Source organism: Marinifilum sp. RC60d5, from assembly GCF_052400665.1.
Lineage (GTDB): Bacteria > Bacteroidota > Bacteroidia > Bacteroidales > Marinifilaceae > JBQTGK01.
This window is the reverse complement of record NZ_JBQTGK010000004.1, coordinates 1-16588: the sequence shown is the minus strand read 5'-3', so window position 1 is coordinate 16588 and position 16588 is coordinate 1. Positions and strand designations below refer to the sequence as shown.

Below are 16588 nucleotides of genomic sequence, written 5' to 3'. Positions count from 1 at the left end.
CGAACGATTTCGAATGCTGTTTTTCAACATTATCAAAACGTAAAAATACCACATCTAACTTCCTGTTTTATAAATACATATAAAGATGATATTTATCATGTTTACATTTACCTATTTTTTCATAATTTGTTTTGTAAAAATCAACATGTGTTTTATTTATTTCTAATAAAAAAACCTCTTCTGTTCGAAGAGGTTTAAACTTTTAAATTATAGTCCTTTTAAAAACACATTGTTGATTCTTTCGTGACCAATTGATGTAGCTGGACCGTGTCCTGGATAAACTTCAACACTATCTTCTAAAGAAAGAAGCTTTGTTTTTATGCCTTCAATCAACTGTTCATAATTTCCATAAGGAAGGTCGGTTCGTCCAATGCTTTCGCGAAAAATTACATCACCGGCAATCACAAATTTTTGTTCTTCGTTATAAAAAACCACATGTCCTGGCGAATGCCCTGGTACATGCAATACCTTTAATTGTGAATTCCCAAATTTTATAACATCTCCTTCTTTAATAGCTTTTCCGATTGGAGGCGGCTCAACAACATTCTCAAGACCTAATCGAACACCATAATTAGGAGCTTCGGCTAATAAAAATTCATCATCTTTATGAGCTTCGGTTAACAATCCAAACTGATCTTTCATGAACTGATTTCCCAGAACATGATCGATATGTAAATGTGTATTTAACTGCTTAACAAGTTTTAAGCCTTTTTTCTCTACAAAGTCGATTAGTTTTTTACCTTCATCATCAAAAAAAACTCCACAATCTATCAAGACTGCTTCTTTTGTTTCGTCATGTAATATATAAGTATTTTCCTGCCAGTGATTAAACACTAAAGTTTCTATCGTAATCATATCTGTTTATTTTTTGTAGTTCAAATTTACATCTTCTTCTGTAAGTAGAAAAGTCAAAACATCTTTTCATGTCTCTATTTTAGATCAAATTTTTCTATCACCTTATAAACTGGACCATATTTTGTCAACTTACTTTCCATTAATACAAATTCTTGTATGTAAAATTTATCGAATTTAGAATATTCATATCCATTTAAAATATTACTCACTTTTTTATGATTTTTCACCCCAAATTTTATCCTACCTATGGTAATATGCGGTAAAAACCTCGCATCTTTTTCATTTATAATATACTTAAGTTGTTCTGTTATTCTATTTCTTAATTCATAAATTTTCAGGGCATCATCTATTCCAATCCACAGAACTTTAGGACTTTCTATTGTTGGAAAAGCTCCTAATGATTTCAATTGAATTGTAAAAGGAAAGATATTTTCGGCCGCTAATAATAAACCATTTTTAATTTCAGGAATTTTCTTAATATCAGTATCGCCTAAAAAGCTAAGAGTAATGTGCAAAGTATTTTTATCTACCCACTTAATACATTCATCTTTTAAATCGTACTTAACTTCTCGAAAAATCTTACTAATTTGATCTGTATTGGCTATCTTTATTGCTATGAATATTCGCTGTGTTGTCATAACTAGTATTTTCTATTTTATTAGATCATTTTAAGATCAAACCCACGAATGTTTTATCATTAAATCATGTTTCTTAAAACTAAATCATATCAAAATGAATTCAAAAAAAAAGTTTGCTGTTGTTCTTGCTGGCTCGGGTGTATACGACGGATCTGAAATTCATGAAAGTACTTTAGCTATGTACGCCATCTCAAAAAATGGTGGTGAATATCAAATTTTTGCTCCCGATATCGATCAGTATCACGTAATTAATCATATTACTGGAGAGGAAATGTCGGAAAAAAGAAATGTATTGGTTGAATCGGCTCGAATTGCTCGTGGAAATATTAAAAATCTAAAAGAATTTAAATTCGAAGAGTATGATGCAATTCTTTTTCCTGGAGGATTTGGTGTTGCCAAAAATTTATGCACATTTGCTTTCGATGGTCCTAATTGCTCAGTTAATACTGATGTAAAAACTGCTATAAAAGCAATGCATTTAGCAAAAAAACCCATTGGAGCACTTTGTATTTCTCCTGCTTTAATCGCAAAGGTTTTGGGAAATGTTAAGCTAAGTATCGGACAAGATGAAGAAACCGCTAAAGCCATTAGTTCGCTTGGTGCAACACATATAAACACCAAGCATGGAGAAATTGTTATTGATAAAGAAAATAAAATTGTAACTACCCCCTGCTATATGTTAGACTCGAGCATAGCTGACGTTGGAGAAGGAGCCGAAAATTTAGTAAAAGCCATTATGGATTTGTAAAAATTATTTGATGTTGGCTTTTAGTTCTTTTCTATAAGCCAACATATTAAATTCCCATTTATGAAAAATCGCAACACAAAAGATGCTGGTGAAAATCACATCTACCCTTTTATTCTTTCCAATTTATTTTTATTTATAGCTTTATTTTTTAGCCTTAATTCAGCTCCAGAAGTTGCCATTTTATTTTATTCTTTAACTCTCAATTTATTTATTCACTGGCTTGTATTTTATACGTACACGAAAAAAAAGATTGCTCATTTTTCTAGATATTACAATAATCTGGTAATTGGAATTTGTTGCTCAGCAGCAAGTATTCCAATTTTTTTAATGCTACTCCCTTTGGTACTAAACCTAGCCATGAGTCACCTAACTCTTTTACTTTTTAGTCTTATTTTAAGCTTTGTTGTTAAATACATGCTTAATTTTTATTATTCGTGGGAAACAAAAACCGAAATTCTTATGAACAAATACAGAATGAGTATAGAATTAGAACGAGAAGAAAATTTTGAGATCGTAAAATCACATGCAGATTTAAATCGTAAAAAATTTACTGAATACATTGAAAAATCAGAACTATTCGACGATAAAATTTACAAATATTTAGAATAGACTTTATCTTGGGTAACAAATTTTCTTTATTTACTCTTCTACTTATTTAACTCTATTTTAACTGGCGATAATTTTCCCGGAGGTTTTATTTCACGCCTTTTCATTCTATCTAAAATTTCTTCTACCATCCAATCATCCCCTTGTGGGTCATATTTTGCTTTAAGCGAAGAACCAAACATTACCGCTATCGACTGCCAAAATACAGCCGTAAAAGATCCTTTCAACTCTTTTAAATGCCGATAACTGCTATTACCCGTTTCACGATCAATCAATCTCATCAAAAGTTTTCCTTGGGAGATCTTCAACTTCATTAAAGGCTTCTTATATTCCTTCATTAAACCTTTGTACTCCTTACGAATTAATCTTCGCCTTTCTTTTTTAGTAGTAAGCCCTGTCAACTGAAGGTTAAGATCTGTAATCGTTTTATTTGCTGCTTCGGCATAAGGATAAACGATTCTGATATTTCTAACCATCCGCCAGTATTTACGAGTGCTTCGATAATGCTTTCTTTTTTTCCTCTTGTAAAATGTAATTTTAACTTCATCTAAATTTACATGCAAATTGGTATCAGCAAAAACAACAGTATCTCTATTTGTAAAAGATTCAAATTCACGCAAAATCTCTGCTTCTGCCATATCCAAAAAGCAAAATTCCAGAATAATAAAAAGTCCTATTTTAAAACAGCAATTCATATACACCAATCAAAGTTAAACTTTCTATCTTTAAGGGAACTTCCTAAAATCAAATACTATGAAAAAATTTTTTCCAATTTTTCTTTTAATTACCTTATCCACTTGGGCAAATGCTCAGGATAGAGTAACCGGATTTAACTTTGCTACACGATCGGAGGTAATTGCTCAAAATGGAATGGCATGTACCAGTCAGCCTTTAGCCACCCAGGTAGCTTTAGATATTTTAAAATCGGGTGGCAATGCAGTTGATGCAGCAATTGCTGCAAATGCAACTTTAGGTTTAATGGAACCTACCGGAAGTGGTATTGGTGGAGATATTTTTATAATTATTTGGGATGCAAAATCCCAGAAACTTTATGGCTTAAATGGTAGCGGAAGGTCTCCAAAATCTTTAAGTCTAGATTACCTAAAACAAAATACAAATGGTAAAATTCCTTCTTTTGGACCACTCCCAGTATCAGTTCCCGGCTGCGTTGATGGTTGGTTTACCCTTCACGAGAGATTTGGAAAAATGGAAATGAATAAAATTCTTGCCCCTGCTATTCAGTATGCAAAAAATGGTTTTCCTGTTAGCGAGTTAATCGCCTATTATATGAACGCAAGTGCGAATCGATTAAAAAAATACAAAGGCTTTGCCGAAACGTATATGCCCAATGGTAAAATGCCACAAAAAGGTGAAATTTTTAAAAACCCTTACCTTGCAAATACCTACGAAAAAATAGCAAAAGGTGGTCGCGATGCCTTCTACAAAGGCGATATTGCAAAAACGATAGCGAAATACATTAAAGAACAAGGCGGATTTCTTTCTTACGAAGATTTAGCTGCTCACAAATCGGAATGGGTTGATCCTATCTCTATTAACTATCGTGGTTATGAAATTTGGGAACTGCCTCCTAATGGTCAGGGAACTGCGGCATTACAAATTTTAAACATTCTAAAATATAATGATATCTCAAAAATGGGCTTTGGCAGCGCCGATTACATTCACACTTTTGTTGAGACTAAAAAGTTAGCTTTCGAAGACAGAGCCAAATTCTATGGTGATCCCGATTTTTCGGATATTCCTATTCGCCAGCTAGTATCAAACGAATATGCACAAAAAAGAAATCAATTAATAAATCCCAATCAGGCATCAAAAAAATACGATGCAGGTGAACTGGAACAAGGCAACACAATATATATGACTGTAGCCGATAAAGAAGGCAACATGGTATCTTTAATTCAGAGTAATTATCGCGGAATGGGATCGGGCATGACTCCAGATTCTTTAGGCTTTGTATTACAAGATAGAGGTGAACTTTTTAGTCTGCAGGAAGGGCATGCAAATGTATACGAACCTGGCAAGCGACCTTTTCATACAATTATTCCAGCTTTTATTACCAAAGCCGGAAAACCATATATCAGCTTCGGATTAATGGGTGGATCGATGCAACCTCAGGGACATGCTCAGATCGTTGTTAATTTAATTGATTTTGGAATGAATCTGCAGGAAGCAGGAGATGCTCCACGAGTTCGACATGAAGGATCGTCGCAACCAACTGGCGAAAAAATGACAGATGGGGGTTGGTTAAATCTGGAAAGTGGATTTTCCTATCAGGAAATACGTGCACTTTTACAAAAAGGACATAGAATTAAATATGCTGCCGGCGGTTATGGAGGATATCAGGCAATTATGTGGGATGAACAAAAAGGAGTCTACTTTGGGGCATCTGAATCAAGAAAAGATGGTCAGTCTGCCGGATATTAAATCCTAAATTAAACTAATATATTTAACATATCACACTCCATTAAGCATCGATATAGATATTGCATATTTGGTTATATTTTAAAGGATTTAAGCTCTTTTTATAAAAATTAAAATTTACTTAACACAATTCTTTCTTAAAGTCCAAAATTTTCTTTCTTTTGCAAATTACAAACGCAATATTTATTACAACAAACAACATTAAATAACAAGAGATAACGTAAGAGGCATGACTAAGTATGTAGAATTAAATGTTAGATCAGAAATTGGTGAATTAGAAGGAGTTATCCTTCACACTCCAGGTTCAGAAGTTGAAAATATGACTCCTGGCAATGCCGAAAGAGCACTTTATAGTGATATTTTGAACCTTGCTGTCGCAAAAGAAGAATACAAACAACTTAGCGGTGTGCTAGGCGAAATTTCACAAACTTACCAAGTAACTGATCTATTGGCTAATGTATTAACAAACAATAAAGCCAAAGAAAATATTATTGATAAAGTTTGTCAAATGGAACCTCAGGTAGGTGTAAAAGGAAACACTTATTGCATTAAGGATTTTTTATTGGATCAGGAACCTGTTGAACTTGCGAAATTACTTATCGAAGGAGTTCCGCTTAAAGCTGATAATCTAACCAAGTTTCTTAGTAAGGAGCGATATGCAATGCGCCCTTTGCACAATTTTTTCTTTACACGTGATGCTTCTATTTCTGTTCTCGATGAAGTATTAATTGGAAAAATGGCTAATGGTGTACGCGATCGTGAATCATTAATTATGCAGGCAATTTTTGATTACACACCCGAATTTAAAACCAAAACAGTAAACGCAATTGATAAGAAAGTTGTTGATCCAAACTGTATGATAGAAGGTGGTGATGTTCTAATTGCTCGTGATGATATTTTGGTAATTGGAAATGGAACAAGAACATCTACTCAGGGAATCGATTTCATTTTAACTCAATTACTATCTCAGAAAGAAAAAAAACAACGCCATATTCTGGTTCAGGAATTACCAAGCCAACCAGAATCTTTTATCCATTTGGACATGGTATTTACACTACTAGATGTGGATAAATGTATGGTTTACGAACCATTAATTCTTCGACCAAACAAATACCAAACTGTTCACATTATTATTGAGAATGGTAAAGTAGTAAATATCAAACATGAGAATAACTTACTCGAAGCCTTAAAAAAATTAGGCATGGATTTAAAGCCTATTTACTGCGGTGGTAATGGTGATCCTTGGAACCAGGAAAGAGAACAATGGCATAGTGGAGCCAACTTTTTTGCTGTTGGTCCGGGTAAAGTTATAGGTTATGCCAGAAATATTCATACTCTGGAAGAAATGAACAAAAATGGATTTGAAATTTTACGTGCAAAAGATATTATTCGTCACAAAGTAGAAATTTCTGATTACGAAAAATATGCCATTACCATTGAAGGCTCAGAATTACCAAGAGGTGGAGGTGGCGCTCGTTGTATGACAATGCCAGTTCGTCGCAAACCTGTAAATTGGTAAAGAAAATCAGAAAATATATCATAAAGGAATCTCATTCAGATTCCTTTTTTTTATTTTTGTGCAGAATTAAATTTCCACAAGTAAAGTTTGTTATGAGAAAATTAAAAAACAGCGAATTAGATCGCAAAAGCATTGAAGAATTTAAGCAATCGAAAAAAACTCCTATTATTATTGTTTTAGATAATGTAAGAAGTTTAAACAATATTGGTTCAGTTTTTCGCACTTCCGATGCTTTACTAATCGAGGCTGTTTATTTATGTGGTATTACGGCAACTCCTCCACACAGAGAATTACATAAAACCGCTTTAGGAGCTGAAGATTCGGTTCAGTGGGAATATTTTAAAAACACCGAAGATGCTGTTCGTAAACTCAAAGAAATTGATTTTAAAATTTATTCTGTAGAACAAGCGGAAAATAGTATTTCTCTTGAAAATTTTGAGACGAACTCAGATCAAAAGTATGCTCTTATTTTTGGCAATGAAGTAAAAGGTGTTCAACAAAATATTGTTGATTCCTCGGATGGATGTATAGAAATTCCGCAATTTGGAACAAAACACTCTTTTAATATATCAGTAAGTTGTGGTATTGTGCTGTGGGATCTATTCTCAAAGCTAAACTATCATCAATAAACTTATTCTTTAAGATTAAACTCTAAGGTTACTACAGTACCGGGAAATGCTTTTTCTGTCATTTTAGAAAAAACCCGGTGTTTTACCTGTTTCCAGACACCATTATCCGAAAGGATTTGAATTTTTCCTTGATTCTGTTCAATAAACTGTCGAATAGTAAATAAACCCATGCCATTTTGTTTAGTCTTAGAGCTTGTTTCACTTTTAACAGCCCATTCAATTGCAGAGGTACCATTTCTTCCATATTCTTTATCTTTTATGGTATCCTTAATAGATTTTCCTTTGCAAACAATACTTACAAAAAGCTTCTGATTATATACCGAAAAGTAATGCGCAATAAAAACTTCTCTACACACACCATGCACAAACGCATTTCTAAAAACTTCGGCAACGCAAAGTTGAATTGCCATTTTTAGTTGTTGATTTAGGATAATACCTGGCCTTTCCGGAAAAATCTTTGTTTCTAAATATTCTAACAAAACTTCTTCATCAGAACTACCAAAATACTGACATTTTATTAAATGCTTCCATAGAAACTTACGGGTACCTCCTCTTACTAATTTCTTGGTATAAAAAAGATTGGAAATCGATTCCTGAATATTAAGCAAACGAACTTTGTTTTTCCTCTTCTCCCAATTGGCTATTAAGCACCCAAGAATAGAAAACAGGTTAGATTCAAAAACTTTGGTTTCAGCAAAATTTAGAATAATCTCATCTGCATAACATTTTCTGGTTTTTTCATTTGTATCAATAAAAAAAACCAATGATTGAAAATTATTAGTGACTTTATGCGGAATATTAATTTCCATCGTTTCCATAATTTTATTGTCTTTTAACAGAATGGACTAAGATAAAAAAATCGCCATATATTTTAGCCTAATAACATAAAAAAAGCGATCCTTAAAGGATCGCTTTTAAACATATATCGTATTATCAATTACTCAACGATAGCTTTGAATTTTGCATCTTCAAAAACTTTTGCAAATTCCATATCTGTTTTTGCAGCAGCTTTTAAGGAAGCATCTTTAGCAACAGCAGTTTCAAGATTAGTGAAAACTAAATTGTTGTTTGCAGTTCTTGCACCAACTACAGCTTTCAAATAGTAAACCATAGCTGCATCAGTAGTATTAGCATTTAGCTTATCAAGAGCAACATTGTATTTTTCATCAAGAATGTTAGCTAAAGCAGCATTTACACCGTTACACTCACCAAAATGTTTAACAGCAGTATCGTACTCAGCTTTTTTAACTGCAACAATACCTTGGTTATAGTTTACTTCTTTACCAGCACCTGTAGCAGCTCCAAAAAGAACTTCTGCTTCAGCAACATTACCGTTTACTAGTTCAACAGCTCCCAAGTTATTTTTAACAACTGGGTTTTTAGCTGATAATTTATCTGCTTGCTCGAAGTTAGACTTAGCATCAGCAACTTTATTCATTCCGAATAAAATCATACCTGCATCGTTATAACCTCTCCAGTCTTTAGAGAATTGCTTTTTAGCAACTTCGTAAATTTTTAATTTATCATCAGCAGAATCAACTAAAGTTGCAGAATAAAGTAATTCTTCAACGTTTAATTCTGATGGATTGTTCATTCCTAGATCTTTCAATTCAGCATCTGTTTTTCCAATAAGATCAACATTTACACTAAACTTAGATCTTCTTAATTTAGGAAGCACTTCTTTTTTCACTTCATCAAAAGCAGCAGAAATATTTCTAATTTCTTTTTCGCGTACTTCAGGATCTGAGTACATAGAAAGAACACGTAGAATTAATTCTTTATCTTGAATGTTAGAAGCTTTCATTAATTTTTGGAAACCTTCCCAGTCTTCTGGAGTAACTTTTGATTTGAAGAAATCTTCAGCAGCATATTCAGCCATTTTAGCTCTCTTCATTTCTTTCTTGATGTATTTAGAAGAAGAAACTTCACGTTTTCCAGCTAATTTCTCATTCCAGTCCTGTTTTCCATCAGGAGAAGCATAAGCCGAAACTTCTACACCTTTATATTCTTTCTTATCATCAGCTTTTACAGCATCTAAATAAGCTTTTAACGCTTTCACATCTTCAGCTTTCATTTCTGACCAACGAACCTGAGAACTGTTGATTAGGTAATGAAGATCTGCTTCCTGAGTTTCAGGAATGATTCTTTGGAAAGCATCTTTTCCTACAATATTACGAGGAGTGTTTTGAACTAAAGTAGCAGTAGCTACAACACCATCGGCAATTTTATATGGGTCAAAATCAACAGATTTTTCACCTTTACTACCAACCATTCTTACTTCAAGGTCAGAAATTCTCATCGCTTGCTCGTAAGGAATTTTCCCTGTATAAGAGATTGTTTTACCTGTTTCAAAAGGAACGACAGTATTGTTTCCCTGAACTTTTTCACCTTGTAAAGTTTTAGAAGGGAAAGCTTTTTCGCCACCTTCGAATTTAAGAACTGGAGTTGCCACAACAACTACATTCTTATTAAAATACTTTGCAGGAATGTTTACAGTAACTTTTACATCAACCATATCAGCGTGAGCTTCTAAAACTTCAGGAGTTACCTGATACTTGATGTTACTTGCTTCTTTCTTCATTTTATTTAACCCGGCACAACTCGTAAGTACAACACCAGCTAACGCTAAAGAAGCTAAGGAAATAACCTTTGATCTTTTCATAACAACTACTTAATTATTTAACTTTAAAAATTCTAATCCAGTTTAGAAACAAATTTAAGAAAATTTTATGCAAATTAAATTTATTCAGTCTTTTTATTTAATATTCGGGCCTTTCAGAGAATAATTCTATTAAGTCCCATTTTACATTCAGCATTAAATATGCAATCTTTTACCTTTCTATAATCTTCTCTGTTGTTAACAAAGTCAATGTTGTTAGTATCAATAACTAAAAATTTTAAATCTTGCTGTTGCTTAAAAAATTCAAAATAACTTTCCTGTATTTTAGATAGGTAATCTGCTGATATTTTTTGTTCATATTCTCGTCCTCTATTTTTTATATTATTCAATAATTTTTCAGTATTCGAATGTAAATAAACATACAAATCTGGTTTAGGAAGAGAATTGTAAATAATATGAAAAAATTGACGGTATAAAGAATACTCATCGTTCTGAAGCGTCTGTTTCGAAAAAATAAGAGACTTCATGAAATAATAATCCGAAATGGTAAAAGATTTAAATAAATCGCGTTCGCTTAATTCTTTTTTTAACTGATTATATCTATCTGCAAGAAATGACATTTCTAAAGGAAAGGAGTACTTTTCGGGATCCTTATAAAATTTTGGTAAAAAAGGATTCTCTGCAAACTGCTCCAATATCAGTTTAGCATTACATTCTTTAGCTATTTTATTAGTAAGCGTAGTTTTACCTGCACCAATATTTCCTTCAATTACAATAAAGTTATAATCCATTAAAAAACAAGTTTCGGTTTTGGAGACATAAAAATAGAAAATGAGGCACAAATATCAGTCTTTTTTTAAAAAAAGGAGAAGCCATTGCTAATAAAATATTCAACAATGACTTCTCTTTGATTAAATTCTTAATTTATCGACTAATTAAAATCAGGTAATATTTCCATATTGTAAAAAATAAAAGACCAAATATCAGTGTATTCCTCAATTTGTTTTGATGTTGGCATTCCACCTCCATGTCCTGCTTTAAACTCAATCCGTATAAGTACAGGATTATTGCATGAATATTTTTCTTGTAAAGTAGCAATATATTTAAATGAGTGAGCTGGAACAACACGATCATCATGATCAGCTGTAGTTACCATTATGGCAGGATAATTAATATCCTTAATATTATGAACTGGCGAATAGTTTAATAAATAATTAAACATATCTTTATTATCGGCACTAGTACCATAATCGCCTGCCCAGGCCCAACCAATTGTAAACTTATGATATCGCAACATGTCCATAACTCCAACTTCGGGTATGGCTACTTTAAATAGATCGGGTCGTTGATTAATAACCGCTCCCACAAGAAGACCTCCATTCGACCCTCCTTTTAAGGCAAGTTTATCGGGTTTAGTATACTTATTTTCGATCAAATACTCTGCTGCAGAAATACAATCGTCAAATACATTTTGTTTATTCATCTTAGTTCCTGCCTGATGCCAATCTTCTCCATACTCTCCACCACCTCTCAAGTTCGCAACTACATAAATTCCACCATTTTCAAGCCAAACCAATCTTCTTGGGGTAAAATAAGGGGTAAGACTTACATTAAATCCGCCATAACCGTATAACAAACACGGATTATTTCCATCTAATTTTATTCCTTTCTTATGAATAATAAACATTGGAATTTTAGTTCCATCTTTACTGATATAAAACTTTTGTTCCGTTACAAAATTATCTGGATTAAAATTTATTTCAGGCTGATAAAATATTTCTGATTTTCCACTTGTAAAATCGTATTTATAGGCAATATCCGGAGTGGTAAACGATTCGAAACTATAAAAGGCAATATTCTCATCTTTTTTTCCAGAAAAACTACCCGCAGTCCCAATACCCGGCAATTCTACATCAGATTTAAATGTACCATCTAAGTTTAGTATTTCTATTTTTGAGTAAGCATCTTTCATATAAGAAGCTACAATTTTACCTCCCGCTAATTTAACCCCACTTAAAACATTATCTTTTTCAGGAATAAGAATATTCCAATGCTCTTTAGTTGGCTTATTTACATCTACTTCAACAAGCTTATATTTAGGTGCACCATTATTAGTGTACATTAATAACTTACCATCAACATCATCAATAATACTATGATCCAGTTCAATTTCATCAGTAATTAATGTAAACTCCGAAGATTTCTTTGATAAATCTTTAAAATAAAGAGCATTTCCATGACTTGCTCCCATTTCAGAAAGAATTAAATATTTTTCGTCTTCGGTAACTCCTACTCCATAAAGTCGTTTTGGATACTTTGAATTTTCGTAAATCAACTCATCTTGCTCCTGTGTATTTCCCAGCTTGTGATAATACACTTTATGAAATTCATTGGATTTTGACAATTCTCCTCCTTTTTCTGGTGCATCGTATCGAGAATAGAAAAAACCATCTTTATACCAGGAAACTTCAGTAAATTTTAACCACATTAAATGATCATCTAAATCATTACCTGTAGCAATATCACGAATGTACAATTCGTTCCAATCGGAACCCGAACGAGCAATTCTATAAGCTAGATACTTACTATCTTCAGAAACAGTAATTCCTGCAAGCGCAACTGTTCCATCATCCGATAAAGTATTCGGATCAAGCAAAATTGTAGCTTCATCGTCCAATGATTTTTGAACATACAATACATATTGATTTTGCAATCCATTATTGCGATAATGAAAATACATCTCCCCTTTTTTAAAAGGAACCCCAACTTTAGGATAATTCCATACTTCGGTAAGTCGTTTATTAATTTTTTCTCTGTAAGGGATTTGTTTAAGATAAGAATCAGTCAGCTTATTTTGAGAGATTACCCAATTTTTGGTTTCTTCCGAATTGTCATCTTCAAGCCAACGATAAGGATCCTGCACTTCAGTACCAAAGTACACATCAACAGTATCAACTTTTTTTGATAAAGGATAATTCATTTTTTCTTTTGGATTTGAACAAGCTCCTGCTATAAAGCAGGCTACAATGGGCAAAATTAAATGTTTCATGTAGTAAAAATTTAGAATTAACGAAAGTAGTACATAGATTTTAACTTGTTAATCTAATGTACAATATACTATATTTAAATCCTAAATTTGTTTACCAGATCGCTTACAAGCTTTGTCCTTTTTAGACCCTAAAAAATTTCCAACAATAAGACTAATGCCTGAACATAAAAAGAAAATTGTAGGATTAAAATCATAAAACATACCATAAGACAACAAAAGTCCAAAAACAACACCTGCCAACATATAAACTCCTGAATAAGTATATGTAAAATGATGTTGTTGATAAACTTGATGTTCTTCCTTTAAATGTTTTAAAAGCTTTTCAACCTTTTTTTCATATTCACTTCGATTTACTCCAGATTTATTAATCAATCGATCTAAATCATCAACAATAGCCTCTAATTCTTCCTTTGCATATTTACAGTCTAAACAAGAAGTTTGCTTATCTAATAAAGCGGCAATTCTCTTTATTTTTTCGATCTGATAGAATCTATAATCGCGCAGCGAAATAAATTCCAGTGCTTGTTGATCTACTTTTTTAGAAATTTTATTAAGCCAAGTATCTTCCATTGTCAATTTCTTTTGATTTGCTAATTTAAGTATTCAGCTATTATAAAAAAAAATCCCGGAACCAATCCGGGATTTTAAAATATAGAATAACTAAATAATTAATCTTTTTTCTCTGGCTTTGGTAAAAGTGCTTTTCTGGAAAGTTTTAATTTACCCGATTTAGCATCGATATCGATCAATTTAACTTCAACTTCCTGTCCTTCTTTCAATACTTCATCGACTGTATTTAATCTGCGATGCTCGATTTCAGAAATATGAAGCAAACCATCTTTTCCTGGAAGAACTTCAACAAAAGCACCGAAAGTCACAATAGACTTAACTTTACCTTTGTAAATAGTTCCTACCTCAGGAACAGCTGTGATTCCTTTAATACGACCCAATGCAATATCAATTGCCTCTTTATTGTCTGCTGAAATATCAACAACACCTTGTCCATCAACTTCTTCAATAACAATAACTGCACCCGAAGTTTCCTGAATTTCCTGAATAATTTTACCACCTGGTCCTATTACAGCACCAATCATATCCTTAGGAATAGAAAGTGACACAATTCTTGGAGCATGAGGCTTAAGATCTTCACGAGGTTGTTCAATAGTCTCAGCAATTTTATCTAAAATATGTAAACGTCCCTCACGAGCTTGATTCAATGCCTGAGCCAATACCTCATAAGGAAGTCCATCTACTTTAATATCCATTTGAGTAGCAGTAATACCATCTCTAGTTCCTGTTACTTTAAAGTCCATATCTCCCAAGTGATCTTCATCACCTAAAATATCAGAAAGAACAGCATATTTTTCAGCTCCTGCTGTAGATATTAATCCCATTGCTATACCTGTAACTGGCTTTTTAATTTGGATACCTGCATCCATTAAAGCCAACGTACCAGCACATACAGTCGCCATTGATGACGAACCATTTGATTCCAAAATATCCGAAACAACACGAATAGCATAAGGTGAATCAGCAGGGATCATTCCTTTAAGAGCTCTAAATGCAAGGTTACCATGTCCTACTTCTCGACGGCTAATACCACGCGAAGGACGAGCATCTCCAGTAGAGAAAGGAGGAAAATTATAGTGAAGAACAAATTTTTCTTTTCCTCTATACAAAACATCATCAACAATCTTCTCGTCTAACTTAGTTCCTAAGGTAACTGAGGTTAATGATTGAGTTTCACCACGGGTAAATACTGCTGATCCATGAGCTCCTGGCAGATAATCAATTTCAGACCAGATCGGACGAATTTGATCTGTATTACGACCATCAAGACGCTTACGATCTTCCAATACCATTTCTCTTACTGCATCTTTCTCAACATCATGAAAATAACGTCCGATTAATGACAAATTAATTTCCGAATCTTCTTTACCTTCTGAATATTCAGTAACAAACTCTTCTTTTACAGCTGCAAATGCATCAGAACGTTCATGTTTGTTAGGATTTTGTAATCTTGCTACTTCTAAAACTTTAGCATAAGTTTTATCAACAACTAACTGACGAAGTTCTTCATCGTTGGTTTCATGACAATATTCTCTTTTTACAGTTGAACCTACTGCTTCTGCCAACTCAATTTGAGCTTGACATTGAATTTTAATGGCTTCGTGAGCAAATTTAATAGCATCAAGCATTTCTGCTTCTGAAACTTCATCCATTTCACCTTCAACCATCATAATATTTTCCATAGTAGCTGCAACAATCATATCAAGATCTGCAACTTCTAATTGAGTACGAGTTGGGTTAATCATCATTTCACCTTCAACTCTGGCAACACGTACTTCCGAAATTGGCTCCATAACCGGAATATCTGATACAGCAAGTGCTGCAGAAGCAGCCAAACCAGCAAGAGCATCTGGCATTGTATCAGCATCAGCAGAGATTAAATTAATTGATACAAAAGTATCAGCATGATAATCTTCTGGGAAAAGTGGACGTAAGGCACGATCCACCAAACGAGATACTAAAATCTCATAATCAGAAGGACGACCTTCTCTTTTCATAAAACCACCTGGGAAACGTCCAAGTGCACTAAATTTTTCTTTATAGTCAACCGACAAAGGCATAAAATCCACATCAGGCTTAGCATCTTTTGCCGATACCACTGTAGCCAACAACATGGTCTTACCCATTTTTACTACAACAGATCCATCAGCTTGTTTTGCCAATTTTCCTGTTTCAATTGTGATGGACCTTCCATCACCTAATTCAATTATTTTTTCGATCACTTTCATCTTTGTGTAGTTAAATTCACACTATATTATTGGATAAGCAACAAGCTGTCGCTATATTATATAAAAAGCAATCCCGATCACTCGGGATTGCTTTAATATGATATTATTTACGAATATTTAAAGCTTTAATAATAGCTCTGTATCTTTCAATATCTTTTGCTTTTAAGTAATCAAGAAGATTTCTTCTTTTACCTACTAACAATTGCAGTGCACGTTGGGTACTGTAATCTTTTCTATTTTTCTTTAGGTGATCTGTTAAATGACCAATACGGTAAGAAAACAAAGCGATTTGAGATTCTGCAGTCCCAGTATCTTTGTTAGACTTCCCGTACTTCTCGAAAAGCTCTTGCTTTTTTTCTGCTGATAAATACATAATTCTTTTATTTATTTTATAATTATATTAATAAAGATTGCACTTCACAATCAATTTGCAAAATTAACTAATATTTTAAACAAAGCAATAATTATCCTAAAAAAACATGTATTCATATTATGATTTTTCAGCAGTTTCTAAAATAGAAATAATTATCCCGACTAATGGTAACTAAATAATCTGCGATTATAATAAAATACTTCAAACTAAAGCAAAAAAAAAGAGTCTTATTCGTAAAGAATAAGACTCTTTTAAAGGTTGGCGTCGACCTACTCTCCCACCTTTCGGCAGTACCATCGGCGCTAACAAGCTTA

General features: G+C 33.0%; 15 protein-coding genes. 5 read left to right on the top strand and 10 right to left on the bottom strand.

What is annotated here, in order from left to right; all coding sequences use genetic code 11:
- Window positions 1-207 precede the first annotated feature (207 nt).
- Together ACT3CE_RS10315 and thpR are read right to left on the bottom strand one after the other, a co-directional pair.
- Window positions 208-855: an MBL fold metallo-hydrolase gene (locus ACT3CE_RS10315; RefSeq protein WP_444709699.1), complete on the bottom strand. Its 648-nt coding sequence runs from the start codon at window positions 853-855 to the stop codon at window positions 208-210.
- A 74-nt stretch (window positions 856-929) separates the two neighbouring features.
- A complete protein-coding gene (gene thpR / locus ACT3CE_RS10310; RefSeq protein ID WP_444709698.1) occupies window positions 930-1493 on the bottom strand; it encodes an RNA 2',3'-cyclic phosphodiesterase in 564 nt (187 codons plus the stop codon).
- Between the two features lie 94 nt (window positions 1494-1587).
- Here thpR and elbB point away from each other — a divergent pair, with 94 nt between their 5' ends.
- Together elbB and ACT3CE_RS10300 are read left to right on the top strand one after the other, a co-directional pair.
- Window positions 1588-2241 carry an isoprenoid biosynthesis glyoxalase ElbB gene (gene elbB, locus ACT3CE_RS10305; RefSeq protein ID WP_444709697.1) on the top strand — a complete coding sequence of 218 codons (654 nt, stop codon included), beginning with the start codon at window positions 1588-1590 and terminating at the stop codon, window positions 2239-2241.
- A 60-nt stretch (window positions 2242-2301) separates the two neighbouring features.
- On the top strand, window positions 2302-2850 hold the full coding sequence (locus ACT3CE_RS10300; RefSeq protein WP_444709696.1) for a hypothetical protein: 549 nt from the start codon (window positions 2302-2304) through the stop codon (window positions 2848-2850).
- A gap of 38 nt (window positions 2851-2888) precedes the next feature.
- On the opposite strand, the gene ACT3CE_RS10295 is transcribed toward ACT3CE_RS10300, so the two are convergent.
- The gene (locus ACT3CE_RS10295) at window positions 2889-3485 is read right to left on the bottom strand and encodes a DUF4294 domain-containing protein (protein ID WP_444709695.1); all 597 of its coding nucleotides are present in this window, start codon (window positions 3483-3485) and stop codon (window positions 2889-2891) included.
- Between the two features lie 115 nt (window positions 3486-3600).
- Here ACT3CE_RS10295 and ggt point away from each other — a divergent pair, with 115 nt between their 5' ends.
- From ggt to ACT3CE_RS10280, 3 genes are all read left to right on the top strand, one after another.
- Window positions 3601-5289 carry a gamma-glutamyltransferase gene (ggt, locus tag ACT3CE_RS10290; protein WP_444709694.1) on the top strand — a complete coding sequence of 563 codons (1689 nt, stop codon included), beginning with the start codon at window positions 3601-3603 and terminating at the stop codon, window positions 5287-5289.
- Window positions 5290-5515: 226 nt separating this feature from the next.
- Entirely contained in the window at window positions 5516-6805 is a 1290-nt protein-coding gene (locus tag ACT3CE_RS10285) for an arginine deiminase (RefSeq protein WP_444709693.1), read from the top strand.
- Window positions 6806-6897: 92 nt separating this feature from the next.
- Window positions 6898-7434 (top strand): RNA methyltransferase, encoded by a 537-nt coding sequence (locus ACT3CE_RS10280; RefSeq protein WP_444709692.1) that lies wholly within the window; start codon window positions 6898-6900, stop codon window positions 7432-7434.
- A gap of 2 nt (window positions 7435-7436) precedes the next feature.
- On the opposite strand, the gene ACT3CE_RS10275 is transcribed toward ACT3CE_RS10280, so the two are convergent.
- The 7 genes from ACT3CE_RS10275 to rpsO all read right to left on the bottom strand — a co-directional run bounded on the left by ACT3CE_RS10275 (window position 7437) and on the right by rpsO (window position 16274).
- Window positions 7437-8243: an ATP-binding protein gene (locus tag ACT3CE_RS10275; protein WP_444709691.1), complete on the bottom strand. Its 807-nt coding sequence runs from the start codon at window positions 8241-8243 to the stop codon at window positions 7437-7439.
- Between the two features lie 128 nt (window positions 8244-8371).
- Window positions 8372-10096, bottom strand: a complete 1725-nt coding sequence (locus tag ACT3CE_RS10270) for a tetratricopeptide repeat protein (RefSeq protein ID WP_444709690.1) — start codon at window positions 10094-10096, stop codon at window positions 8372-8374.
- Between the two features lie 113 nt (window positions 10097-10209).
- Complete coding sequence (locus tag ACT3CE_RS10265) at window positions 10210-10845, bottom strand: deoxynucleoside kinase (RefSeq protein WP_444709689.1); 636 nt, start codon at window positions 10843-10845, stop codon at window positions 10210-10212.
- Between the two features lie 140 nt (window positions 10846-10985).
- Window positions 10986-13103 carry a prolyl oligopeptidase family serine peptidase gene (locus ACT3CE_RS10260; protein ID WP_444709688.1) on the bottom strand — a complete coding sequence of 706 codons (2118 nt, stop codon included), beginning with the start codon at window positions 13101-13103 and terminating at the stop codon, window positions 10986-10988.
- Between the two features lie 81 nt (window positions 13104-13184).
- Window positions 13185-13679 (bottom strand): hypothetical protein, encoded by a 495-nt coding sequence (locus tag ACT3CE_RS10255; protein ID WP_444709687.1) that lies wholly within the window; start codon window positions 13677-13679, stop codon window positions 13185-13187.
- 92 nt (window positions 13680-13771) lie between these two features.
- Window positions 13772-15901 (bottom strand): polyribonucleotide nucleotidyltransferase, encoded by a 2130-nt coding sequence (gene pnp / locus ACT3CE_RS10250; RefSeq protein ID WP_444709686.1) that lies wholly within the window; start codon window positions 15899-15901, stop codon window positions 13772-13774.
- A gap of 103 nt (window positions 15902-16004) precedes the next feature.
- Entirely contained in the window at window positions 16005-16274 is a 270-nt protein-coding gene (gene rpsO, locus ACT3CE_RS10245) for a 30S ribosomal protein S15 (protein ID WP_152734604.1), read from the bottom strand.
- Between the last annotated feature and the right edge of the window lie 314 nt (window positions 16275-16588).